Here is a 24,113-nt window from a genome sequence, read left to right on the forward strand (position 1 = left end):
AATTATTAAATTTTCAGAAAATAATTGACACTGTTTTATTTTTTTGTTAGCCTAGTGATGTATCTTATTGAAGCTGTTGCTTTGAAGAAAGGGTTGATAAATGAAACAGACAAAATTTTTAGGAATTCTTTGTCTTGCTCTGGTTATGATTTCAATTACAGTTGGTTCTAGTCACTTTTCGTGGTGGCAGCTGCTACATGGAGATAAGCAGACCGGGCTACTATTTTGGGAGTCTCGCTTGCCAAGGACAGTCAGCATTCTCCTAGCAGGCTCTAGCATGAGCATTGCCGGGCTTCTTATGCAGACTGTTACACAAAATCATTTTGCTGCTCCTAGTACAGTTGGAACGGTCGAGGCTGCGAAATTTGGTATGTTGCTTAGTTTATTTTTCTTTCCGTCAGCCACATTAGCGCAAAAAATGCTATTTGCTTTTGTATCTGCTATTTTTTTTACGATTATTTTTATTAGATTTATCAGAAAATTCTCATTTAAAGAAAAATGGTTGTTACCGCTTGTCGGAATTATTTATAGTGGGGTGATTAGTGCAGCTGGAGAAATCATTGCTTATCGTTTTGATCTTGTCCAAAGCATGACTTCATGGACACAAGGCTCTTTTTCCATGATTCAGAAACATCAATATGAATGGTTATTTTTAAGTTTAATCATCTTGATTGCAGTATGGAAGCTATCAGCCACGTTTACCATTATGAATCTAGGGGAAGACGCTAGTCATAATCTAGGCATTTCCTTTTACCAAATGGAAGGAATGACGTTGTTTCTCATTGCATTGACGACAAGTGTGACGATGATTACAGTCGGCTCTCTTCCATTTATCGGAGTCATTGTTCCAAACATCATTCGGAAATTTTATGGTGACCATATCACGCGCATTAAGGGACTGACCGCATTAACTGGTGCCTGTCTCATCTTGGTCTGTGATATTGTAGCTCGTCTAGTCATTCGCCCTTACGAAGTTTCCGTCAGCTTGATTTTAGGAATTTTAGGTAGTTTGGCTTTCGTATATCTTTTATGGCGAGGTGCTGCTCATGAATAAAATGAAGAGTCAAACAAGAAATCGCTTACTTTTATTGCTTTTGGTAGCTAGCTTGAGTGGCTTGTTATATCTCATGCCAATGGACTATCCTTTAACAGGTTTTATTATGAAATTGCGCTCGCAAAAGTTACTAGCCTATCTCTTAGTCGCCATAACTGGAGGTCTTGCTACAATCAGCTTTCAAACAATCACAGAGAATCGTTTTTTAACACCAAGCATTCTTGGAATGGAATCTCTCTATGTCTTTATGCAGACGATTTATCTTTTCTTTGCTAGCAAATTCATCGGCAATACTGGTCATCCTTTGCTTGAGTTTATCTTAGTCTTACTCATACAGTGTGGCTTCTTTTTCTGCCTGCAACCTGCATTAAAAAGGCTACTCCAACAAGGATTTGTATTTATTTTATTGATTTGCATGGCACTAGGGACGCTCTTTAGAAGCGCCAGCACATTCTTGCAGGTGCTAATGGATCCTAACGAATATGATAAACTGCAGACAAAACTATTTCCTTCCTTTCAACGAATAAATATGGATATTCTATCTGTCGCTACAATCATCATTGGACTAGCAGGTTTGTATTTGTTAAAGAAGAACGCTATTTTGAATGTCTTTCATTTGGATAAAAAGACAACAACTATTTTAGGTGTAGAAGTTGAAAAAGAGCAAAAAAAAATACTATGGGCAATTGTTTTGCTGACTTCAACGACAACTGCTCTCGTTGGACCTATGATGTTCTTCGGCTTTATGATGTCCAATTTAGCCTATCTGTTAATCAAAGAATACCAACACAAATGGTTATTCTCAGTAGCAATTTTACTCGGTTTTCTTTCTCTAACTACTGGGCAAATGCTGGTAGAGCGTGTCTTTCAGCTCCAAATCAATGTCAGCATGGTCATTGAGCTTGTCGGAGGGTTATTCTTCTTTTATCTTTTAGCTAAGGAGGCAAAACGCTAGAATGCAATTAAAAAACGTTGGCAAATCATTTGGAAATCAAGCAATTTTAGAAGATATTCAACTGAATATTTCACCGAGCAAATTCACCGCCTTTATTGGACCAAATGGTGCTGGAAAATCAACGCTGCTTTCCATTATGAGCCGTTTGCTCAAGAAAGATCACGGTTTTCTCAGTATCAAGGGAAAAGAAATTGAAGCTTGGAACTCAAAAGAGCTCGCCAAAGAATTAACCATTTTAAAACAGAAAATCAATTATCAATCTAAATTAACGGTTGAAGAATTGGTTTCCTTCGGTCGCTTTCCTTATAGTCAGGATCGTTTGACAAAAGAAGATTTCAAAAAAGTAGAGCAAGCACTTGAATATCTGGACATTCTTGATTTAAGAAACCGTTTTATTGATACACTCTCCGGAGGTCAATTGCAGCGCGTTTTTATCGCTATGGTGCTCACTCAAGACACTGATTTTATCCTTTTGGACGAGCCACTAAACAATCTAGATATTAAGCAAAGTATTTCTATGATGAAAATCTTGCGTTCTCTCGTTGATGACTTAGGAAAAACGATTATCATTGTCATTCATGACATCAATATTGCCAGTCAGTATGTTGATGAAATTGTCGCCTTTAAAGACGGAAAAGTCTTTTATCAAGGTACAACCAATCAGGTCATGAGAAAAGAAATTTTAGATCCATTGTATGAAATGGACATTACCCTTGGGGAAATCAATGGTAAAAAAGTTTGTATTTACCTATAAATATTAATTTTGGAGGAATTTTAATGAAAAAGAATACAAAAACACTACTTCTATCTCTCTTCGCAGCTGTTGCAGTTGTGCTACTCGCTGCTTGCAGCGACAATAAACAGTCCAATTCAAAAACGACAAACTCTTCGTCTGCTTCTAGTGAAGTCACTATCAAAACAGCAAATGGAGATGTGAAAGTCCCTACCAACCCTAAAAAAATTGTAACACTGGATTTAGGTGCAGCTGATACCATTCGTGCTTTAGGAAAAGAAAGCAGCATTGTCGGTATGCCAAAGAAAACTCTGCCTGCTTACTTAAAAAATTTACCAAGTAGCATTAAAAATGTAGGTAGCATGAAAGAACCGAATATGGAAGCTATCGCAGCTTTAAAACCAGACTTGATTATTGCTTCTGGTCGTACAGCTCAATATGTCAAGAAACTCAAGGAAATTGCCCCTACTGTGTTATTCCAAACAGATAACAAAGACTACTGGGGTTCTACCAAGAAAAACATACTTTCTTTAGCAAGTATCTTTGGGGAAGACGGAACGAAAAATGCTAAAAGTGAATTAGCTAAATTAGACAAAGAAATTCAAACCGTTGTTGCTGCCAATGAAAAATCAAATAAAAAGGCTCTTGCGATGATGTTGAATGAAGGCTCCATGTCTGCTTTTGGCGCTAAATCACGTTTTGCTTTCCTTTACAGCACTTTGAAATTCAAACCAACAGATGCTAAAATCAAAGAATCAAGACATGGACAAGAAGTCAGCTTTGAAAGTATCAAACAGATCAATCCAGACATTATCTTTGTTCTGAATCGCACTCTTGCTATCGGTGGGGACAATTCGGCTAATAAAGACTTACTGAATAACTCACTGATCCAAGAAACAAATGCTGCTAAAAACAAAACTATTGTAAACTTGACATCCGACCTCTGGTACCTAAGCGGAGGCGGACTTGAATCCACAAAATTGATGATTGAAGATGTAAAAAATGTAGCTGGGAAATAATATAAAAGAGCTGGAGAAAACCTTAAATGAATTTTCTCCAGCTCTTTTATCATCCTCAACTTCTAATTATCCTCTACCGCGAAACCATCATTTGTGATGAAATGATGTTCTAAAATTCCCTCATTTCCAAATAAAACTCCGTGGAGAACACCGCCATAGACAGCACCGCCATCCATGCCAATTTTTTGATCCTGCGTTTGCCAAAGGTGACTTGTCCCAGGCATCTCAGAAAAAAGATAAAAAGTCGGAGTATGCCCAAATACAATTATCTTTCCTGTTTGATTAAGACCTTGATGAAAGGGCTCACGTATCCAAACCTTTTGATAATCGCTTGTTTCATGCCAATCTTTTAAAGTTAAGTCAACTCCAGCGTGTACAAAAATATAGTTATCTGTTTCAACAAAGAAAGGCATCTGACGAATAAAAGACACGAGGTCTGGCGCCTCTTCCGACACGCGCTTCGCGTCTTCAACTCCATCAACAGGAGTATCTAAAGGTCGCCCCAAAATGGAATTGATTGTTGTGTCACCGCCATTGCGACGATAATGAGCATAGCCGCTCTCAGGATTGTCCAGCCAAGTTAAAAACATGTATTCGTGATTCCCAGAAATACAAATCGCTCCTTGCTTGTCGACAAGACTTTTCACACACTCTAAAACCGCTCGGCTGTCCTCGCCACGGTCAATCAAATCTCCCAAAAAGATGAGCTGACTTTCTCCATCCCATTTTTTGAGTAATTCTTTTAGCATTTTTGCTTTTCCATGTACGTCACCAATTACAAAATAATTTGTCATGATTACCTCCTGATAACAACTCATTTAGCACAAGCCAAAGAGTATTTCATTTTTTCAAGAGCTCTCTAGCCTGCGTGAGGGCTGCTTGGGTCACATTTTCACCCGCCAACATTTTGGCAATTTCTTCGACACGCTCCTCATCTGATAACAAGCGAACAGTTGAAACGGTCGAATGTTCATCAGATATTTTCTCAATGAAAAATTGATAATCTGCAATGGCAATCACTTGTGGTAGGTGCGAGATGGCAAGAACTTGTCCATTGGAGCCAATTTTATGAATCTTTTGAGCAATAGCTTGTGCAACACGTCCCGATACACCTGTATCTACTTCATCAAAGACAATGCTGGTCTTGCCTTCCTTGCGAGAAAAAGCAGACTTGATTGCCAACATTAAACGAGACAATTCACCACCTGAAGCAACCTTAACGAGCGGTTTGTAATCTTCACCGGGATTAGTCGAAATATAAAATTCAACGTGTTCATTCCCATCGCGGCTAAATTTTCCCTTGGTAAATTGAACTCGAAAATTCGCCTTTTCCATATAGAGGTCTTGCAGTTCTTGCTGAATCTCTGCTTCTAACTGCTGGGCTAATTCGTGCCGAGCCTGACTAAGACTGCTTGCTAGAGAAACCAAGTCTTTTTCCAGCTTTTTCAGCTCTTTGTTCAAATCATCTGATGAAAGATTTTTCCCAGTAAGTAGAGCATATTCTTTAGAAATCTGCTCAAAATAAGCTAGGACATCATCTACTTGACCGCCGTATTTGCGAGTAATACTATAGATTAAATCTAGGCGACTTTCTACTTCTAAGAGACGGCCACCATCAAAATCCAAGTCTTCTAGAATATCCTCCAAACGCTTTGTCACATCTTCCAACACATAGTAAGATTCAGAAAGGTTGGTCGCAATTTCTTTGTAAGTGGCGTCATAGTCTTCAATAGCTTCCATGTCATTCATGGCAGAACGAACATTCGCTAAACTAGAAAATTCTTCATCATCCAGCATGGCATAAGCATTGGTCAAAGTGTCCGCAATCTGCTTATGATTGAGCAACTTATCACGTTCTTGATTTAAAGCTAAATCTTCACCTGCTTTTAAATTAGCTGCTTCAATCTCTGCAATTTGATATTCCAGCATGTCAATCCGCGCTTTATTTTCTTCTTGATTCTTCTGAATCGTTACAATTTGCTTGCGCAACTGACGATACTGATCAAAAGTCTGTTGATAATCCGCTTTGAGTTTAAAAAACGCTTCATCCCCAAACTCATCCAACATGGCAATATGGAGTTGTGGTCGCATGAGTTCTTCTTGATCGTGCTGACCGTGAATATCCACCAAATGCTGTCCAACAGCCCGCAAAACAGACAAATTAACCATTTGACCATTAATACGACTGACACTACGCCCATTTTGAAAAATTTCCCGCCGAATAATCAGCTCATCTGTCATATCAAGCCCTTGCTGCTCAAAAATTTCAACCAAAGCCTTACTCTGCTCAATTGCAAAAAGCCCTTCAATCTCTGCTTTTGATGCACCGTGACGAATCACATCTGTTGTCGCGCGGCTTCCTAGCATCATGTTCATAGCATCAATAATAATAGACTTTCCAGCCCCTGTTTCACCTGTCAAAACGGTCATGCCTTGCTCAAAATTGAGGGAAATCTCTTCAATAATTGCAAAATTTTTAATGGAAATTTCAAGTAACATAGGCTATCTACCAATTTCTGATTTGTTCCAATACCTGATGAGCCATTTCTTCACTACGGAAAATAAGGAGAATCGTGTCATCATCGGCTAAAATACTAAAAATGTCCTTAGAAAAATCTTCTACAATTTGTCGCTTCACAAAAGCTGTGCTTCCAGGGACAAGATTGAGATTGATCATATTTCCCAATAGCTCAAACTTTAAGATATTATTGTCTGCTAACTTCAAACTCGTACTAGCTGATTTCGGTAGTTCATAAATATAAGTGTTATTTTTCAGCGGAATTTTGACAATGCCCAATTCTTTAATATCACGCGAAACAGTTGCCTGTGTTGCTGTAATTCCTGATTTCTTCAGATATTCTACAATTGCTTCTTGTGTCCCAACTTCATAGTCCGACACAAAATGTCTAATTTTTTCTAATCTTTCCTTTTTATTCATCTTTAAATTCCTTATGTGCTGTCTCTACGACCGTTGTAATCATTGCTTTTACTAGGTTTTCAGGATGAGGATTTTTTTCCAAATAGGCTAAAAATTCCACATTCCCATGCCCACCTTGAATAGGGGAGAAATCCAGACCTTGGACAGAAAATCCTGCTTCAACCATAAAGTCCGTTACTTTTTCTAAAACTGCTTGATGCACTTTTTTATCTTTCACAATCCCATTTTTACCAATCTGCTCTCTACCTGCTTCAAACTGAGGTTTGATGAGTGCCACAGCGTTCCCATTTTCAGCCAAAATCTTATACAGAGCTGGCAAAATGAGTCGCAGCGAGATAAAGCTGACATCAATGGAGGCAAAGCGAGGTGTCTCCTCAAAATCAGCCGCCTCTGCATAGCGAAAATTGAATTGCTCCATGCTGATGACGCGTTCATCTTGGCGCAATTTCCAAGCCAATTGATTGGTGCCGACATCTACCGCATAGACCTGTCGTGCCCCATTTTGTAGCATGACGTCCGTAAAACCGCCCGTTGATGCCCCAATGTCCAACGTGACCTGATTTTCAACTGAAATTTCAAAAATCTGCAAAGCCTTTTCTAATTTTAAACCACCACGACTAACATATTTGAGCTTTTCACCTTTGAGTTTTAACTCAATGCCTTCATCAATTTTTTCGCCAGGTTTATCAAAACGCTCACCATTCGCAACAGCAACAACTAAGCCCGCCATCACACCGCGCTTGGCCTGTTCTCTTGTTTCAAAAAGCCCTTGCTTATAAGCTAGAACATCTACTCTTTCTTTCGTCATTGAGTTTTAAACTTTCTATTATCTTTCTGATAGCCGCGCCTGAAAAAGCAAGCTCTGCTTCTAATTCTGCCAATAAATGCTCTGTTTCCTCTATCTGTTTTTCAAAGAATCGCTTTGCTCCATCCAAACCCCAAATGGCTGGATAGGTGGCTTTCTCTGCTGCCACATCTTTCTGCGGTGTCTTCCCCAAGTCTTCAAAGTTCGCTGTGATATCTAAAATATCATCTCGTACCTGAAAAGCTAGTCCCAGCAGCTGACCTATTACTTTCAATTTTTCCTGCTGTGATTCTCCTACTTCAGCAATCAAACCCGCAGCAATAAAGGGATAGGTCAGGAGTTTGCCAGTCTTATTGGCATGAATATTCTGCAGCTCTGCTAAACTGATGTCCTTTCCTTCGCCCTGCATATCAAGGACTTGACCTCCGACCATACCAAAAGTTCCAGCCGCTAATGACAATTCTGCAATCAAATTTACCTTGATTTGACTAGGTAGTGCCGCTTCTGCTATCAAGGCATAAGAATCCAAAAAGAGAGAATCTCCCGCTAAAATAGCCATTGCTTCGCCAAATTTCTTGTGGCTGGTCAAGCGACCACGACGATAATCATCATCGTCCATAGCCGGCAAATCATCATGAATCAAGCTACCTGTATGAATCATTTCAAGTGCTGCTGCCACTTGGAAATGTGCTTCTGTCAGTTCAAGTCCTAGACCTTCTAACAATTCTAAAAGTAAAAGAGGACGAATTCGCTTACCGCCTGCATTAACTGAGTAAAGAATCGCTTCTATCAAATCAGCAGACACCACTTTTTGAGCATAAAATCCCTCGATAGTCTGTCCAATTCTAGCTAATTTTTCGTCTTGTTTCATTCCATTTCCGTTTCTGTGCCATCAGCCTGCATAACCTTTACCAGCGTTTTTTCTGCTTTGTCCAAGGTTGTTTGAAGTTCTTTTGAAAGCTGCATCCCCTTTTGGAACTCAGAAATCGCTTCTTCCAAAGCCACATCTCCGTTTTCTAACTTCTGTACGATAACTTCTAAGTCTGCTAAATTTTCTTCAAATTTCTTTTCTTTCGACATCTTTTACCTCAACTTCTATCTGACCATCTCGAATCAAAATGGTTAATTGATCTTTTTTATTGACTTTCTCAATAGATTCTAACACCTGTTCATCTTTTTTGACAATAGCATAACCCCGAGCCACAATTCGGCTAGTATCCAGCATGAGCAAAGCGTCAGACAGACGCTTGACTTCAGCCACTTTATGGTCATAAACAACTGCCATATTGCTACGCAGAAGCCGTTCCAACTGAGCTACACGCTCTTGATAAATCTGAACCTGCCTTAAGGGAGCCAGAGCCTCCAAACGATGTTGTAAAAGCCTTGCTCGCTGCACTTCCTCGTTATAATATTCGCGAATTTTTTGCTTGAGCCGTAAATTAAGTTGATCTAATTTTTGCAGGTAGCTATCATATAGTCGTTCTGGTTGTCGAAAAATGACAGACTGACTCAGCTTAGCTAATCGCTCACGATTGTAAGTAAGACGATTCGATGTGGCAGCTGCTAACCGATTTTGTTGCTGCTGCAAGTGTGCTAGGAGATCCAGCTTTGTTACAGGTGTTGCTAATTCAGCAGCCGCTGTCGGCGTTGCAGCGCGTCTATCTGCAACAAAATCTGCCAAGGTCGTATCCGTTTCATGCCCTACACTCGAAATGATCGGAATGTGCGATTCAAAAATTGCACGGACAACCACTTCCTCATTAAACGCCCAGAGATCTTCAATTGAGCCACCACCTCGACCGATAATGAGCACATCTAAATCTCCCCTTGTATTTGCGCGGTGGATATTATCTGCCACCTCAGCAGCGGAACCTTCTCCCTGCACCTTCGTCGGATAAAGAACAATTTCCACTCCCGGAAAACGACGACTGACAGTTGTGATAATATCGCGAATCACTGCACCACTTGGACTGGTTACTACCCCAATTTTCTTGGGGAATTGTGGCAAGGCCTGCTTAAAACGCTCCTCAAAAAGCCCTTCCTCGCCTAACTTTTTTTTGAGCTGTTCAAACTGAATCGCCAAAGCCCCGACACCATCTGGTTCCGCTTTTTCAATGATAATAGAGTAAGATCCACTTGGCTCATAAAGCTGAATACGACCGACGACATTGATTTTCATGCCCTCTTCCAAGTCAAAACCTAACTTCTTATAAACACCACCCCAAATTGTTGCCTGAATGACTGCTTTTTCATCTTTGAGAGAGAAATATTGGTGATTAGGTCGCCTACGAAAATTAGAAACTTGCCCCGTCAGATAAACTCGTTCTAAATAAGGATCTTTATCAAACTTTAATTTTAAGTATTTGGTCAAGGTTGACACGGATAAATACTCAGACATTCCTCTCCTTTCATTTCCTGTAATGCTTCTTTATTCATAATTTTTATTATACCAAACAATCTATAAAAAATCATTTCCAGCCCTCAACGAAAAAGGAAAGACTAGTTTCCCATATCTCAAGCAGAGCCTAGCCCAACAAACTTGCCAAAATATACAAAAGATAGATATGCGCAGGATAGAAAATGTAGAAAAATAACTTCATACCACGACCTTTTTCACCGTTGTAAAAATACATTGGAATAACCGCAAAAACCATCATCCATTGCACAGACGTTGGATCTGTTAGATACACAAATAAAGAGACTAGTGTTAATGTCACCATTTGTGCTATGCGGTGTCTGCGGAAAATATAAAAGAGAAGACCAAGGTAAACCATGACATCCCCTCCTTCAACCACGAGAATGTTCGGAATAGCCATGATAAAAAGGGCAATAATTTGAACCATAAGAGGCGATATATTTTCACTAGCTAGATAACCTGATAGAAACAAAGTCGGCAGAGTCATAAGAATCGGCAAAAGAAAAAGCCCTAGCCCTTTCCAAAATGAATAAAGTTTCTTTTCCTTCACCCCTTCAACCATCAAATCCCAAGCACAGATAGATACGCCCGCTAAGAAAAAGGCGCCAAAAGCATTATTCGCCAGCCCAACTTGACCATTAGTGAAAAATTGACTGACAATCATGTTTCCAATAATCATAAACCATGTCATAAAGAGCAACCGTTTCAAATAAGCTTTTCGATTATGCGTATAATAAAAACTATCAGCTGCCAGAAACATAAAAAGAGGAAAAACTATGCGTCCTAACATTGTTAACCACATCGGGGCGCCAAAAGCACCAAACATTTCGTAGATATGATTTAAAAACATGAGTAAAATAGCTAAAATTTTCAAGTTCATTGCATTCGATATTTTCTTTAAAGATTGTAACATCATAAATTCTCCATTTCATTTTTTCAGCAAGCATAATCTTACCGAAAATTTCCCGATCTTTCCATTACATAAACTTACATTTTCAGAAAGAAAAGTGATAATTTTGTAAGACAGAAAAAATAAGGTCAAGATAAAAAATCTCAACCTCATTAGATGCAATGAATTTTCATAAGATAGTGGATATTGAAAAAGTTTATTCTCCCTTTCAATTTATACTAAGCCTCATGAGCTAAATATTACTTTTATAAATAGCTAAGAAAATCTAAACTTTCTAAGTTTTTAAATATTTTTGCAGGCTTTTTCATTATAATATATTTTCATTTTTAGTTAACTTCTTCATCCACTTAGGGATTTCTTTGCTGATTTCCGTTGGCAAGACTACATAGTTTTCTTTGCTTAACTCCTCTGCAATGGCTGAATGCAGATAGACTGCTGCTGCTACACGTTCCAGTAAAGAACTAGTCTTGAACTGCCCTGCAAAACCCGCAATCATGCCTGCCAGAGTATCTCCCATGCCACCCGTTGCTTGATAAGGACCACCAATAGTCAGTTGAAAATGGTTTCCATTTCCACTTTGAAAAATAGTCGTTCCGTGCTTCTTTTGAACAACGATAGTTCCAGCAGGGAAGGAATTAACAGCTTCTTGGCTTTTTTCAACCGTTTGCTCAGCTATCTTTAGTCCGCTCAACCGCTCCCATTCTTTTTGATGCGGGGTAAAAATTGTCTGTGCTTTTGGAAATGGCAGAGTTTCTTTGCTGTAAAGTGAAATAGCTCCACCGTCCATGATGAAGATTTGATGTTCACTGACAAGTTCCACTACCAGCTGCAAAACGGCTTTTTCAAGTTTACTTTCAGCTAAACCTGATCCAATCAATACTACATCTGCTTTTTGGACTTGCTCGGTCAATAGCTTTTTATCTTGTACATCAAAAGCCATTGCTTCTGGTAAATGAGCGTGGAGAGCTGCGATATTTTCCCTATCCGTCGCCACCGTCACTAGACCAGCTCCGCTATGAACTGCAGCTAAGGCTGCCATGATAATCGCTCCACCAAAAGGATATGTCCCGCCAATTAACAACAAGCGACCGTAATCTCCCTTGTGACTATGGAGTGCACGTGGCTGAACGACCTTTTCCAATAATGTACAATTGACCACTTCCATTATTTTCTCCTTTTGCATACTGCGATTCTCTTTGTCTACCTCTATTCTATATAAAGGAAAAAAGACCTGTCTAGGACATTCTTGTCTCAGACTCGTTTACTTTCTAGAATAAAACTCAATACGCAATTGAGTGGCCTTTATTACGCTGATGATATCAGCTTTTACAAACCTACTCAACCTTGCAGGGTGGGGCAACAAATTTGATTTCTTACGAAATACCATTTTTATACGTAATTTTCACGATTACACTCTTTCTGTGGGGGAGTTCGTAGTAATCATGGCTGTTGTCTGTCCCACTCCCGTGACATTCTTATTTTTTCAAACTACGTTTACACGCTTGATAGGTTTGCTCCATGAGCATGGTAATGGTCATCGGACCAACCCCTCTTGGTACAGGAGTAATGAGACTTGCGGTTTCAGATACTTCATCAAATTTCACATCGCCAATCAATTTACCATTTTCATCACGATTCATACCGACATCAATCACGACCGCGCCTTCTTTGACAAAATCTTTAGTCACAAAATGTCCGCGACCAATAGCTACAACTAAAATATCAGCTTCTTTTGTAATCTCTGACAAGTGATGTGTCCGTGAATGCGTCAGAGTTACTGTTGCATTTTTAGCAAGTAAAAGCTGTGCCATGGGCTTTCCGACAATGTTACTCCGTCCAATGACAACAGCACGTTTACCTTCTAATTCTACACCGTACTCATGAAACATTTCCATAATTCCAGCAGGTGTGGAGGGAATCATGACAGGATGACCACTCCAAAGGCGTCCCATATTCATTGGGTGAAAGCCGTCCACATCTTTATCAGGGTCAATTGCTAACAACACTGCCTCTTCATCAATATGCTTTGGCAGTGGCAACTGAACTAAAATCCCGTGCCAAGCTGAATCTTGATTGTATTGGTCTATCAGAGCAAGCAATTCTTCTTGACTAGTTGTTTCTGGCAGACGCACCACTTCGCTTCGAAGTCCTGCAGCCAAAGCTAACCGTTCTTTATTTCTCACATAGATTTGACTAGCTGGGTTATTGCCGACCAAGATGACTACAAGTCCAGGAACTAAGCCTGTTTGGTCTTTTAGTTTACGAACTTTCTCTGCTAGTTGTGCTTGTAATTTTTCTGCCAAAGCTTTTCCGTCGATTATCTTTGCCATATAACCCTCATTTCTATTTTCTTCGTTACTATTATAGCAAAAATTCATTCATTTGCCCTATAGACTTTTTATAGAAAGTTATAGAGCGAAACCAACCTTGTCTTTCCACCTTTTTCTACTATTTTATGAAAATTTACACAAAAAACAGAAAAAAAGGAGCTAAAAAACTTAAAATTATCTTAAACCTTAAAACTATTTTAAGGTAACTGCTTTAACATAGAACACGGTACCGATTTAGTTTAAAAATATATAGAAGGGAAGAAAATTATGCAAATAGCCAAACAGGCTTTGAATTACATCAGTAGAAAAAAAGTTAAAACGGTTCTGATTTTTCTGATACTAACATTTATTTCCACTGCTTTATCCAGTAGTTTTTCGATTATGAAAACGACAGATAATATCGAAAAAAGGATTTATGATGCTTCAAATACTGGCTTTGCTATCACCAGTAAGAATATTGAAAATCCCATTTCATTAAGAACAGCAGAGAAATTGTTAGAGAACAAAGAAATCTCAAAACATAACTTAAAATACGATGCACTGGCAACCTTGACAAATAAAACGGTTGTCAAGAAGAGACAAGGAGTGACGCGAGATAATCAAAATCCTATTCTCAACAATCTCGTTGCAGCATTGGGCACAAATAATTCTCAGTTGGAAACGACCTTTGTCAGTGGTGTTTTTAAGTTAGAAAAAGGAAAACATCTTCAAAAAAGTGACCGCTCCAAGGTGTTGATTCATGAAAAATTAGCTACGCAAAATCATCTCAAAGTAGGTGATAAATTCAAACTGCAAGGCGTATCATTGCGAGACGGTGATGCAAAAAAAGGCGATGAAATAGAAGTTGAAGTTGCTGGGATTTTCTCTGGTAAAAAAGAAGAAAAACAAACTGGATTGAGTTCTGATGCAACGGAAAATACCCTTTATTTGGATTATGAAACCAGTCAACGCTTAGCAGGCTACAAAGCAACTGACTATCAAGTCACATCAGCAGTTTACTATGTTGCCAATCCAAGGAACATTGACCAAGTGGTGACCGCCGTTAAGAAAGCGCCTATTGACTGGAGCAAGTTAGACCTTGTTAAAAATACGAAAGCATTTGAGACTATCTCTTCTTCTATTACGAGTTTTAAACAGATTGTTCGTGTCCTAACATTCAGTATCATTATCGGCAGTATCATCATTCTAGCCCTGATTCTTATGTTTTGGTTGCGAGAGAGAGTTTATGAAATCGGAGTGCTTCTGTCGCTTGGTATTTCAAAGACAATGATTATGTCTCAATTTGTGCTAGAGCTTGTCATCATCTCTGTGTTTAGCATGGTTCTATCCACGATTAGCGGTTCTTATCTGGCTACCATGGTCTTTAAAGGCTTTATCAAGAAAGGACAAGACGGAGCTGATTCAGCGGCACTCTTTGAAAATGTGGTACCGCAGTTAGACCTGACCACGATGATGTTGACCTATGGCATTTTACTCATCATTATCTTATTTGCCGTAGTGGGCTCGTCCTCTATTATTTTACATAAAAAACCGAAGGAAATTTTAACCGATATTAGTTAAGGAGACAAAAAATGACGATTTTAAAAATAGATACTGTTAGTTATCAGTACAACACTTTACAAGAAAATGTATTGCAACAAATCACGACTTCATTTGAAAAAGGGAAATTTTACGCCATCATCGGGAAATCTGGTGCTGGAAAATCCACCTTACTTTCCCTTTTAGCAGGACTTGACACTCCCACAAAAGGAAAAATCCTCTTTGAAAATCAAGACATTGCTGAGAAAGGCTACAATCACCACAGAAGCAAACAAATCTCTTTGGTCTTTCAAAATTATAATTTAATTGACTACCTCACCCCTCTTGAAAATGTCCGTTTGGTCAATCCACATGCAGATAAAGAAATCTTGTTACGGTTAGGCTTGAGCGAGAAAGAGATTCACCGCAATGTCATGCGCCTCTCTGGCGGTCAACAGCAACGGGTGGCTATTGCACGTGCTTTGGCATCAGAAGCCCCGATTATCTTAGCCGATGAACCAACAGGGAATCTAGACGCTGCTACTGCCATGGACATTATTGACATTCTTATCACCTCTGCCAAAGAGAAGAAGAAATGTGTCATTGTGGTGACACACAGCAAAGAGCTGGCTGATCAAGCAGATGTTGTCCTCGAATTAAAAAATAAAAACTTAGTGGAAATCACTAAGAAAGCGAAATGATACCCCAAGGAGAAGAAATGATATGTTACCAATAAAAAACGCTTTGGCTTATGTCTGGCGCAAGAAAATCAAAAGCTTGATTATCTTTTTCATCCTGCTAGCCATCTCTACCTTAACCTTAGGCAGTATTGCTGTTAAAAATGCAACAGACGCTGCTTCAAAAGAGACTTTCAAAAATATCACTAGCAGTTTCTCAATGCAGATTAACCGCGAAGTGAACCAAGGTACCCCTCGCGGAGCAGGAAATCTTAAAGGCGAAGATATCGAAGCTGTGGAAAAAGTTAAAGGTATCTCTGGCTACATCAAACGAATGAATGTTGTCGCTGACTTAATTGATCACCAATTGGTTGAATCTGGAGAAACCGACTTTGAAAGCGAAGATAGAAAACAAAAATTCGGCCGTGCCATTATGGCAACAGGTATCAACGATTCATCTAAAGATGATAAATTTACCGCAGAAACCTTCAAACTAGTTGAAGGTAGACATATCAACAAAAATGACAAAAATGTTGCTTTAATTCATAAAGATTTTGCAGAAAAGAACAAACTTAAAGTCGGCGATACGATTAATATAAAATCGAATACTTATGACTATGATAACGTTCGCAAAGCTAATAAAACTACTAAAGTGACAGTTATCGGAATTTTTGACGGGAAAAATAAAGGAGGCGTTTCTAGTCCTCAAGAATTGTATGAAAATACCTTTATCACAGACTTAGAAACGACTAAAACTTTACAAGGTTCAACAGATAAAAACGCTATTTATCAAGATGCTACTTTCTTTGTAAATGGTAGCCAAGACATTGATAAAGTGATGGCGAAAGTAAAAGAAATATCATCTATTGATTGGGAAGCCTACACCCTTGTTAAGAGTACAAGCAACTTCCCAGCACTTCAATCTTCTATTAACGGTATTTATGGCGTTACTGGAAATCTCTTAATCGGAACTCTAATCTTTGGAGCGATTGTTCTTACCCTAGTCTTGTTCTTATGGATCAATGGTCGTAGAAAAGAAATGGGAATCATGCTTTCAATGGGAATTAGTAAAATAAAGATTTTCTTCCAATTTATCACAGAAGTTCTCTTTGTAAGTATATTTAGCTTCATTGGTGCTTACTTTGCAGGTAGTGCTGTCAGCAAGGTGATGGGAAATAGCATTTTAAAACAAGTTACCAGTGGTATTGCTGAAAAACTAGCTCGAGAAGGTAAGAGCGCCAATCTTGGAGGCGGGGCTGAAGTGGATGGCTTTAACAAGACCCTCACTAGCCTCAATGTACATGTATCTCCTGATGATATGACCAAGGTGGTCATCTTTGGGCTTGCCATTATCATCGTTTCCGTCCTCATTGCTTCAATCACGCTCCTTAGTAAGCAACCAAAAGACTTACTAATGGGAGATAACAGCAAATAAGATATCAATGAGTTCAGACAAAATCGGTCCGTCAGCTAAGTTGACGGACCGATTTATTTTATAGACAGCTAGACTGACTCTCGGATGAAATGACGTGAGGTTCGCTTTGTCGACTTGGCCGATAAAATGAACCGCTTTGGATTGGCTCTGTCGACCCAGTCGAAAAGATAAATGACTTTTAGTTTACCACGTCGACCCGGTGGACGAGGTGAAGCTCTTTTGGTTTGCTCCGTCAGCCAGGCGGACGAGGTGAAACTCTTTTGATTTACTCTGTCAGCCCGACGGACGAAATGAAGCACATTGGATGTGGCTCACTTGCCTATTGTTGCCCTCTTTTTTGCTGCCAGTCCTACTGATTGTTTACTGATTTTTACAGTTCTTTTGATGTGCTTTCAGCTTCTTCATGGCCCAGTCGTAGTGACTCGATGTGCAGCTGACAAAGTAGGAGCCAAGGGTACTCCCACCAACCCATTTATAAACGCTCTTTGAAAACAGCTCTTCATTTGTAAAGGTTTCAGCCAGGGTTAGCACTTTTTCCTGTGATTGATGAAGCAACTTGATTGCTTTTTCTAGCGGTGTCTGTTGATGTTTTTGCCAAAATGCCACATTCATCTCACCATAGCTTCTCCAATTATAAGGTGCTGGCAAAAACGATTTTTCGACACCATTTTGATTGGAATGCACCCAATCCAAAAGCAATTGCTGCCACTCATAAAGATGAATGAGAACATCTCTGAGGTTTTTATCCCTCTTCCAATGCGCCTCTTTCTTTTTTTCATCTTTTGAAAAATCAAATGGAGTCTTTAACTCTTCTTCTGTTAATTGGGAAATCAATGACTGCAGCTTTGCATATTGCTGCGTCGCTGCACTGATCAACTCAGTCTTGCTAGTAGGTCTTACCATGTTGTGTTCTCCTTTTTTAATAAATCATACAACAAATGACCTGACAACCTCTGTCATATTTTTAGTTTTCTCTTTATTTTTGTCTCATTTTTTCTTTGATTTCACATTGGCAGTCGCAATCGCCACAGTTTCCTTTTCCCTTAATGATATGATGCATCGCTGCACCTGCTAAAACTAAAATGATGATAAATACAATAATCGTTGACATGGTTTCTCCTATACTGTTTGCTGTGCCAGACTATCTAAAGTGATAACCTCTACTTTTTCTTTGTGCGGTTTTCTAAAGATGAAATAGAGACCCGCTGCTACAACGAGCAGAGCAAAGACAGTCACAGGAGATATTCCTTTTCCGTACAGCAAAACTTGACCAAATTGGTAAATCACAAGGCTGACATTATAAGCCAGTAGGGTTTGAAATGAAATAGCAATCCACGTCCATTTAGCATTTCCCATTTCCCGATGAATAGCACCAATCGCTGCAAAACAAGGAGCGCAGAGTAGATTAAAGACAAGGAATGAGTAAGCGGAAAGTGCCGTATAATGCTGTTGGAGATTGGTCCACAACTCTTTGGTGGTCTCTGTCGCGTCTGTCACTTTATACAAGATTCCAAAAGTAGAAATCACCGTTTCCTTAGCCAACAATCCCGTAATAGCCGCAACCGTTGCTCGCCAATTGCCAAAGCCAAGAGGGCTAAAGATCCAAGCTAGCCCCTTTCCTAATGCCGCTAAGATACTATCTTCCGTCTCAACCGCCTGCAAGCCAAAGTTATAGGAACTAGCAAACCAAATGAATATATTGGTCACAAAGATAATCGTTCCAGCACGCCTAATGAAGCTCAAAGCCTTTTGACCAGCATAGCGCAAAACCGTTTTGACTTGTGGCAGGTGGTAACTCGGCAACTCCATGATAAAGGGCGCTACTGCTCCACCGAGACTCGCTGTCTTTTTCAAAGCAATCCCTGATAAGACAATCGCTCCCATTCCGACAAAATAAGCACTTGGTGCAATCCAAGGATTGCCGGGGAAGAAAGCTCCCGCAATCAAGGAAATAATCGGCAACTTGGCAGAACAAGGCATAAAGGTTGTTGTCATAATGGTAATTCTACGGTCACGTTCATTTTCAATGGTTCTACTCGCCATGACACCAGGAACGCCACACCCCGTCGAAATCAACATGGGGATAAAGGATTTTCCAGATAAACCAAACCGCCGAAAGATTCGATCCATCACAAAGGCAATCCGGCTCATATAGCCGATGTCTTCCAAGAAGCCCAAGCAGATAAACAAGACAAAAATCTGAGGCACAAAGCCTAGCACAGCTCCGCAGCCTGCGATAATCCCATCAATGATTAAAGATTGAAGCCAGTCAGCTACAGCTAATTGCTCTAGCAATGATTTAACACCATTTGGAATCCATTCTCCAAAGAGAACATCGTTTGTCCAATCCGTTCCCATCGTTCCAATCGTTTGAATAGAGAGGAAATACACCAACCACATAACAAGCGCAAAGATTGGTAAAGCTAAATAACGATTGGTCACAATACGGTCAATCTTATCTGACAAACTTAATTTAGTAACATCGGCTTGCAGCGCCATTTTGACTGCTGACTCAATAAACTCATAGCGCGCATTAACAACAATGGTCTCTGCGTCTTCAGTGTAGATTTCCTCCGTAATCCTAATCGCATCTTCAATCTCTGTTTTTTGAAAATCAGACAATACCAGCTGTTCAGATAATTCTTTATCGCGTTCAAAAAGCTTAATGGCATAAAACCGAGCCTGTTTTTGAGGCACTGCATTTCCTAAAATGCGGATAATTTCTGACAAGGCCGCTTCAAAATGACTGTCGTAAACAGGATAGAGCGTTTCATCCGTGCGCTCCATTTCTCGTAAGACCTTCTGCATGACTTGGTCAATCCCAGTCTTTTTCAAAGCACTGGTCGCAACGACTGGCACACCTAGTTGATAACTTAATTTAGTCGTATCAATCCATTTTCCTTGTTTTTCAACGACATCGCTCATATTTAAAGCCAGCACAACCGGAATCCCCGTCTCAATCAATTGCAAGCTCAAGTATAGATTTCGTTCCAAATTGGTTGCGTCAACTACATCCAAAATCCCGTCTGCATTACCGCTTAAAAGATAATTTCTACTAATCACTTCTTCAGAAGTATAAGGCGACAACGAGTAAATTCCCGGTAGATCTTGAATAATAATATCTTTATTTTTACGAAACAGACCACTTTTCTTCTCGACAGTGACACCAGGCCAATTTCCCACATGCTGGCTACTACCGGTTAGAATGTTAAATAAACTGGTCTTTCCACTATTCGGATTTCCCGCAAGCGCTAATTCTTTCATCCTTTTGCTCCCTTTTCGCTTTTCACAACACTAACCAGACTCGCTTCTAACTTTCTCAACGTCAAATCGTAACCTCTCAACTTAATTTCTAATGGATCACCTAATGGTGCGACTTTCTGCAACTGAACTTTTGTGTTTTTCGTCAAACCCATATCCATCAGCCTCCGTTTTAAAGCACCATCCGCATGAATTGCTTCAATGTATGCCACATCTCCAACAATTAACTCAGATAAAGGAAGAGCTGAGCAGTTGCTATCTTTCAGAACAACATCCAGCTTTTTCAAAATAGAATTATCCAAGGCAATCCTCGCAGCTCGAACTAAGAGAATGGCTGTATCATTTGTTTTTGAAATGATTTGAATAAAACTTCCTATCTTAATCCCTAAATCTGCTAAATGACGGACGCTCGCTTCCTCTAAATCAATTCCGACAATTTCATATTCTGTTACTAATTTCATTTGAGATAAATCCATACTCTCTCCTTTTCTGTTTGTCAAGAAATATGCTTACTATCATTATTAGTATACCACTTTTTTCTAAGAATTTCTGACAATTCTAAGGTAGATAGGCAAAAATTATTGCAAATTAAATACCCCCTAAGCAGGTGCCTAGAGGATATCTTATTAGAGACTAGCAAATTAATACAACAATTCATAAATTTCCATAGCAATCAAATCAATGCTGTCAAATGTGTAAGTTTCACGCGCTGCTACATCACGAAGAGTGAATACTGAGCCATTTTCTTCGTCATAGCTATAAGCTACTTCTGCTACAACAACTCCGTCACGCTCAAAATTGCGTTTCAAATTGCCGCCATCTTTTGTCATAGCATCTAAACGATTGATAATTCTTACTAAATGTGATTCCATTTTCCTTCTCCTATTCATTTATACGTTACTATTTTACCACAAATGAAAGATGAAATACCAGTAAAAGCCCTGTTTTTGATAAATTTAACACAAAATAAAACGCTTCAGTACAAAAATCTGTCTTTTAACACTTTATTCTTGCAATGTTTTAGAATACTGCTATAATAAAACTAAGAAATTTGACTATTATTGACCAATTGGTATTATTCAAACAAATTTTAAAAGAAAGAGGTAGCACATGCTTTGTCAAAATTGTAAAATAAATGAATCTACCATTCATCTTTACACGAATGTGAATGGAAAACAACACCAAGTTGACCTCTGTCAAAATTGTTATCAAATCATGAAAACAGACCCAAACAATGCCTTATTTCGTGGAATGACCAATATGAATAATCAAAACAATTTAGACCCTTTTGATGATTTCTTTAACAATCTAGGGAATTTTCAAAATCATCAAGAACCGCAGACCCCTCCGACTCAATCTGGAGGTGGTTACGGCAATGGAGGTTACGGTTCCAATCAAGGTGGGGGTGCACGCCAGCAAACTCCGCAACAGCCAAAAGGACTCCTAGAAGAATTTGGTATCAATGTAACCGAATTTGCTCGGCGCGGTGAAATTGACCCCGTGATCGGTCGTGATGAGGAAATCGTCCGCGTCATTGAAATTCTCAACCGTCGAACAAAGAACAATCCAGTCCTCATAGGAGAGCCCGGTGTCGGTAAAACAGCTGTTGTAGAAGGCTTGGCACAGAAGATTGTGGACGGTGATGTTCCACATAAACTTCAAGGAAAAGAAGTCATCCGTTTAGATGTCGTTAGTTTGGTTCAAGGGACTGGAATCCGTGGTCAATTTGAAGAGCGAATGCAAAAACTCATGAACGAAATTCGCTCTCGACAAGATGTTATATTATTCATTGATGAAATTCACGAAATTGTTGGAGCTGGTTCTGCTGGCGATGGAAATATGGATGCTGGAAATATCCTAAAACCAGCACTTGCTCGCGGTGAACTCCAATTAGTCGGTGCCACAACTCTCAATGAATACCGGATTATCGAAAAAGATGCTGCACTGGAACGCCGTATGCAGCCTGTAAAAGTTGATGAACCAACAGTTGAAGAAACGATCACTATCCTCAAAGGTATTCAAAAGAAATACGAAGACTATCACCACGTCAAATACACAGACGATGCCATTGAAGCGGCAGCTGTCTTGTCCAATCGTTATATCCAAGATCGCTTCTTGCCTGATAAGGCCATTGACTTGCTAGACGAAGCAGGCTCTAAGATGAATCTGACACTTAACTTTGTCGATCCAAAAGTCATTGATCAACGATTGGTAGAAGCTGAAAACCTCAAGGCACAAGCTACTCGTGATGAGGATTTTGAAAAAGCTGCTTATTTCCGTGACCAAATTGCTAAATACAAAGAAATGCAGCAAAATAAAATGGTAAACCAAGACACGCCTATCATTAGTGAAAAAACCATTGAACATATCATTGAGCAAAAAACAAATATCCCAGTTGGTGACTTAAAAGAAAAGGAACAATCGCAACTGATTAGTCTAGCCGATGATTTGAAAGCTCATGTCATTGGCCAAGATGATGCTGTTGATAAAATTGCGAAGGCCATTCGCCGTAATCGAGTTGGACTAGGTACACCAGACCGACCAATTGGTTCTTTCCTTTTTGTTGGGCCAACCGGTGTCGGCAAAACAGAACTTTCTAAACAACTAGCGATTGAGCTCTTTGGTTCAGCTGACAGCATGATTCGTTTTGATATGAGTGAGTATATGGAAAAACATAGCGTAGCAAAACTCGTCGGAGCGCCTCCAGGTTACGTTGGCTACGAAGAAGCTGGACAATTAACAGAACGTGTACGTCGTAATCCTTATTCTCTCATTTTACTTGATGAAATAGAAAAAGCTCACCCAGATGTTATGCACATGTTCCTGCAAGTTCTTGACGATGGACGTCTGACAGACGGACAAGGGCGCACAGTTAGCTTTAAAGATACAATTATCATCATGACTTCAAACGCCGGTACTGGCAAAGTTGAAGCAAATGTTGGTTTTGGAGCAACACGCGAAGGACGGACTAACTCTGTTCTCGGTGAATTAGGCAACTTCTTCAGTCCAGAATTTATGAACCGCTTTGACGGTATCATCGAATTCCAATCTCTAAGCAAAGAAAATCTCCTAAAAATCGTAGATTTGATGCTCGAAGATGTAAATAATCGCTTAGCTGTAAATGATATTCACCTAGATGTGACAGATAAAGTCAAGGAAAAATTAGTTGACTTGGGTTACGATCCGAAAATGGGAGCTCGTCCTCTGCGTCGGACAATCCAAGATCACATCGAAGACGCCATTACTGACTACTACCTTGAACACCCAAGTGAAAAAGAACTCAAGGCTGTCATGACAAGCAACGGTAAAATTGTCATCAAATCGGCTAAAAAAGCTGAAAATGAAGCCGACAAAGAAATCCAAAAACCAGCAGATAACAATGCTAATTAAACATGAAAGTCACTCCTTAGAAGTCTAGGGAGTGACTTTTTAGTTACTGAACACTATATCTCAAAATTATCTTTAGTTTCTCTGGAGCGGTGCGATTTTTATTGTTCAAATAAATTTCACGATGATATGCTGTGCAGCGTTTTAACCCATTTTCTTGACAGAAAGCATCCATTTTCGCGAAGGTTTGTGGTTCATCGTCAAATGGTCCTACATGAAGCATGGCAACGCTGCTTCCTTCGCTTATTCGTTCAAAGCGAATCTCATTATAAAACGGATTTGGCTTTTTCACTTTTACTTTTTCGAGAGCTGTTTCAACTATTTCATTTGTAATAAACTCTGGCTGAGCAATCATAATCGTATAAACCAAGTCGTCTTTTACCAAAGTCTCTGCTTCTGTTTGCTGCCAACTCCCTTCCAAAGGGTAAACGGTAAAATCAGTAAATTCCTGATGATGAGCAGTTTTTTTATACTCCATTTTAATCGCATAAGCGAGGGAATAAAGAGCAGAAACCCTTTCTGAAAAGTCAGCTTTATTTGGATTTCCTTGACCATTTAACATGATAAATGACTGCACAGGGTGTTCAATGACCACAGGAGTTTTTGGACCTTGATAAAGTTTTTTATCTAATTTTCTCCATTCATATTTCATTTGTTTGCTCCTTTCATTTTTCT

Annotated in this window: 24 protein-coding genes; 8 read left to right on the plus strand and 16 right to left on the minus strand. The window is 39.4% G+C overall.

The features are described 5' to 3' along the window. The first annotated feature begins 100 nt into the window (after positions 1-100). The 4 genes from EHW89_RS06530 to EHW89_RS06545 are packed head-to-tail and all read left to right on the plus strand — an operon-like array spanning position 101 to position 3,761. Complete coding sequence (locus tag EHW89_RS06530) at positions 101-1,054, plus strand: ABC transporter permease (RefSeq protein ID WP_049516671.1); 954 nt, start codon at positions 101-103, stop codon at positions 1,052-1,054. After that, complete coding sequence (locus EHW89_RS06535) at positions 1,047-2,009, plus strand: iron chelate uptake ABC transporter family permease subunit (protein ID WP_126467432.1); 963 nt, start codon at positions 1,047-1,049, stop codon at positions 2,007-2,009. The genes EHW89_RS06530 and EHW89_RS06535 overlap by 8 nt, the downstream gene beginning before the upstream one ends. Position 2,010: 1 nt before the next feature. Next, positions 2,011-2,763, plus strand: coding sequence for an iron ABC transporter ATP-binding protein (locus EHW89_RS06540; protein WP_003023720.1), 753 nt, complete (start codon positions 2,011-2,013; stop codon positions 2,761-2,763). Between the two features lie 23 nt (positions 2,764-2,786). Further along, the gene (locus EHW89_RS06545) at positions 2,787-3,761 is read left to right on the plus strand and encodes a siderophore ABC transporter substrate-binding protein (protein WP_126467434.1); all 975 of its coding nucleotides are present in this window, start codon (positions 2,787-2,789) and stop codon (positions 3,759-3,761) included. Positions 3,762-3,823: 62 nt separating this feature from the next. Here the strand turns inward: EHW89_RS06545 and EHW89_RS06550 are convergent, their stop codons facing one another. The 10 genes from EHW89_RS06550 to EHW89_RS06595 all read right to left on the minus strand — a co-directional run bounded on the left by EHW89_RS06550 (position 3,824) and on the right by EHW89_RS06595 (position 13,160). Then, positions 3,824-4,555 (minus strand): metallophosphoesterase, encoded by a 732-nt coding sequence (locus EHW89_RS06550; RefSeq protein WP_021001932.1) that lies wholly within the window; start codon positions 4,553-4,555, stop codon positions 3,824-3,826. Between the two features lie 46 nt (positions 4,556-4,601). Then, positions 4,602-6,260, minus strand: coding sequence for a DNA repair protein RecN (recN, locus tag EHW89_RS06555; protein ID WP_126467436.1), 1,659 nt, complete (start codon positions 6,258-6,260; stop codon positions 4,602-4,604). 7 nt (positions 6,261-6,267) lie between these two features. Then, positions 6,268-6,699 (minus strand): arginine repressor, encoded by a 432-nt coding sequence (locus EHW89_RS06560; RefSeq protein ID WP_003031395.1) that lies wholly within the window; start codon positions 6,697-6,699, stop codon positions 6,268-6,270. After that, positions 6,692-7,507, minus strand: a complete 816-nt coding sequence (locus EHW89_RS06565; RefSeq protein WP_126467438.1) for a TlyA family RNA methyltransferase — start codon at positions 7,505-7,507, stop codon at positions 6,692-6,694. The genes EHW89_RS06560 and EHW89_RS06565 overlap by 8 nt, the downstream gene beginning before the upstream one ends. After that, positions 7,473-8,375: a polyprenyl synthetase family protein gene (locus EHW89_RS06570; RefSeq protein WP_126467440.1), complete on the minus strand. Its 903-nt coding sequence runs from the start codon at positions 8,373-8,375 to the stop codon at positions 7,473-7,475. Before EHW89_RS06570 ends, EHW89_RS06565 begins: the two co-directional genes overlap by 35 nt. Then, on the minus strand, positions 8,372-8,584 hold the full coding sequence (locus tag EHW89_RS06575; protein ID WP_003023708.1) for an exodeoxyribonuclease VII small subunit: 213 nt from the start codon (positions 8,582-8,584) through the stop codon (positions 8,372-8,374). Before EHW89_RS06575 ends, EHW89_RS06570 begins: the two co-directional genes overlap by 4 nt. Further along, positions 8,562-9,902 (minus strand): exodeoxyribonuclease VII large subunit, encoded by a 1,341-nt coding sequence (gene xseA, locus EHW89_RS06580; RefSeq protein ID WP_126467442.1) that lies wholly within the window; start codon positions 9,900-9,902, stop codon positions 8,562-8,564. Before xseA ends, EHW89_RS06575 begins: the two co-directional genes overlap by 23 nt. Before the next feature lie 127 nt (positions 9,903-10,029). After that, complete coding sequence (locus EHW89_RS06585; protein ID WP_126467445.1) at positions 10,030-10,836, minus strand: TraX family protein; 807 nt, start codon at positions 10,834-10,836, stop codon at positions 10,030-10,032. A gap of 301 nt (positions 10,837-11,137) precedes the next feature. After that, positions 11,138-11,995 (minus strand): NAD(P)H-hydrate dehydratase, encoded by an 858-nt coding sequence (locus EHW89_RS06590; RefSeq protein ID WP_106384271.1) that lies wholly within the window; start codon positions 11,993-11,995, stop codon positions 11,138-11,140. A gap of 310 nt (positions 11,996-12,305) precedes the next feature. Then, on the minus strand, positions 12,306-13,160 hold the full coding sequence (locus tag EHW89_RS06595; protein WP_126467447.1) for a bifunctional methylenetetrahydrofolate dehydrogenase/methenyltetrahydrofolate cyclohydrolase: 855 nt from the start codon (positions 13,158-13,160) through the stop codon (positions 12,306-12,308). A 267-nt stretch (positions 13,161-13,427) separates the two neighbouring features. Between EHW89_RS06595 and EHW89_RS06600 the strand changes: the two genes are divergently transcribed. From EHW89_RS06600 to EHW89_RS06610, 3 genes are read left to right on the plus strand one after another with little or no spacing between them, the layout of a single operon-like run. Further along, a complete protein-coding gene (locus EHW89_RS06600) occupies positions 13,428-14,720 on the plus strand; it encodes an ABC transporter permease (RefSeq protein WP_126467449.1) in 1,293 nt (430 codons plus the stop codon). Between the two features lie 11 nt (positions 14,721-14,731). After that, entirely contained in the window at positions 14,732-15,379 is a 648-nt protein-coding gene (locus tag EHW89_RS06605) for an ABC transporter ATP-binding protein (RefSeq protein WP_126467450.1), read from the plus strand. 22 nt (positions 15,380-15,401) lie between these two features. Further along, on the plus strand, positions 15,402-16,790 hold the full coding sequence (locus tag EHW89_RS06610; RefSeq protein WP_126467452.1) for an ABC transporter permease: 1,389 nt from the start codon (positions 15,402-15,404) through the stop codon (positions 16,788-16,790). A 360-nt stretch (positions 16,791-17,150) separates the two neighbouring features. Here EHW89_RS06610 and EHW89_RS06615 read toward each other — a convergent pair whose 3' ends face one another. The 5 genes from EHW89_RS06615 to EHW89_RS06635 form a co-directional block, all read right to left on the minus strand. Continuing rightward, positions 17,151-17,693 (minus strand): ClbS/DfsB family four-helix bundle protein, encoded by a 543-nt coding sequence (locus EHW89_RS06615; protein WP_018543567.1) that lies wholly within the window; start codon positions 17,691-17,693, stop codon positions 17,151-17,153. 73 nt (positions 17,694-17,766) lie between these two features. Then, on the minus strand, positions 17,767-17,901 hold the full coding sequence (locus tag EHW89_RS06620) for a FeoB-associated Cys-rich membrane protein (RefSeq protein WP_126467454.1): 135 nt from the start codon (positions 17,899-17,901) through the stop codon (positions 17,767-17,769). 8 nt (positions 17,902-17,909) lie between these two features. Continuing rightward, positions 17,910-20,054 (minus strand): ferrous iron transport protein B, encoded by a 2,145-nt coding sequence (gene feoB, locus EHW89_RS06625; protein ID WP_126467455.1) that lies wholly within the window; start codon positions 20,052-20,054, stop codon positions 17,910-17,912. After that, a complete protein-coding gene (locus EHW89_RS06630) occupies positions 20,051-20,527 on the minus strand; it encodes a FeoA family protein (RefSeq protein ID WP_126467457.1) in 477 nt (158 codons plus the stop codon). The genes feoB and EHW89_RS06630 overlap by 4 nt, the downstream gene beginning before the upstream one ends. A 165-nt stretch (positions 20,528-20,692) precedes the next feature. Beyond that, entirely contained in the window at positions 20,693-20,923 is a 231-nt protein-coding gene (locus tag EHW89_RS06635) for a DUF1797 family protein (protein WP_003023686.1), read from the minus strand. Positions 20,924-21,161: 238 nt separating this feature from the next. Here EHW89_RS06635 and EHW89_RS06640 point away from each other — a divergent pair, with 238 nt between their 5' ends. Further along, entirely contained in the window at positions 21,162-23,441 is a 2,280-nt protein-coding gene (locus EHW89_RS06640) for an ATP-dependent Clp protease ATP-binding subunit (RefSeq protein WP_126467459.1), read from the plus strand. A gap of 43 nt (positions 23,442-23,484) precedes the next feature. Here EHW89_RS06640 and EHW89_RS06645 read toward each other — a convergent pair whose 3' ends face one another. Next, positions 23,485-24,090, minus strand: coding sequence for a GyrI-like domain-containing protein (locus tag EHW89_RS06645; RefSeq protein WP_126467461.1), 606 nt, complete (start codon positions 24,088-24,090; stop codon positions 23,485-23,487). Positions 24,091-24,113: the final 23 nt, after the last annotated feature.

This window comes from Streptococcus periodonticum (assembly GCF_003963555.1).
GTDB classification, from domain to species: domain Bacteria; phylum Bacillota; class Bacilli; order Lactobacillales; family Streptococcaceae; genus Streptococcus; species Streptococcus anginosus.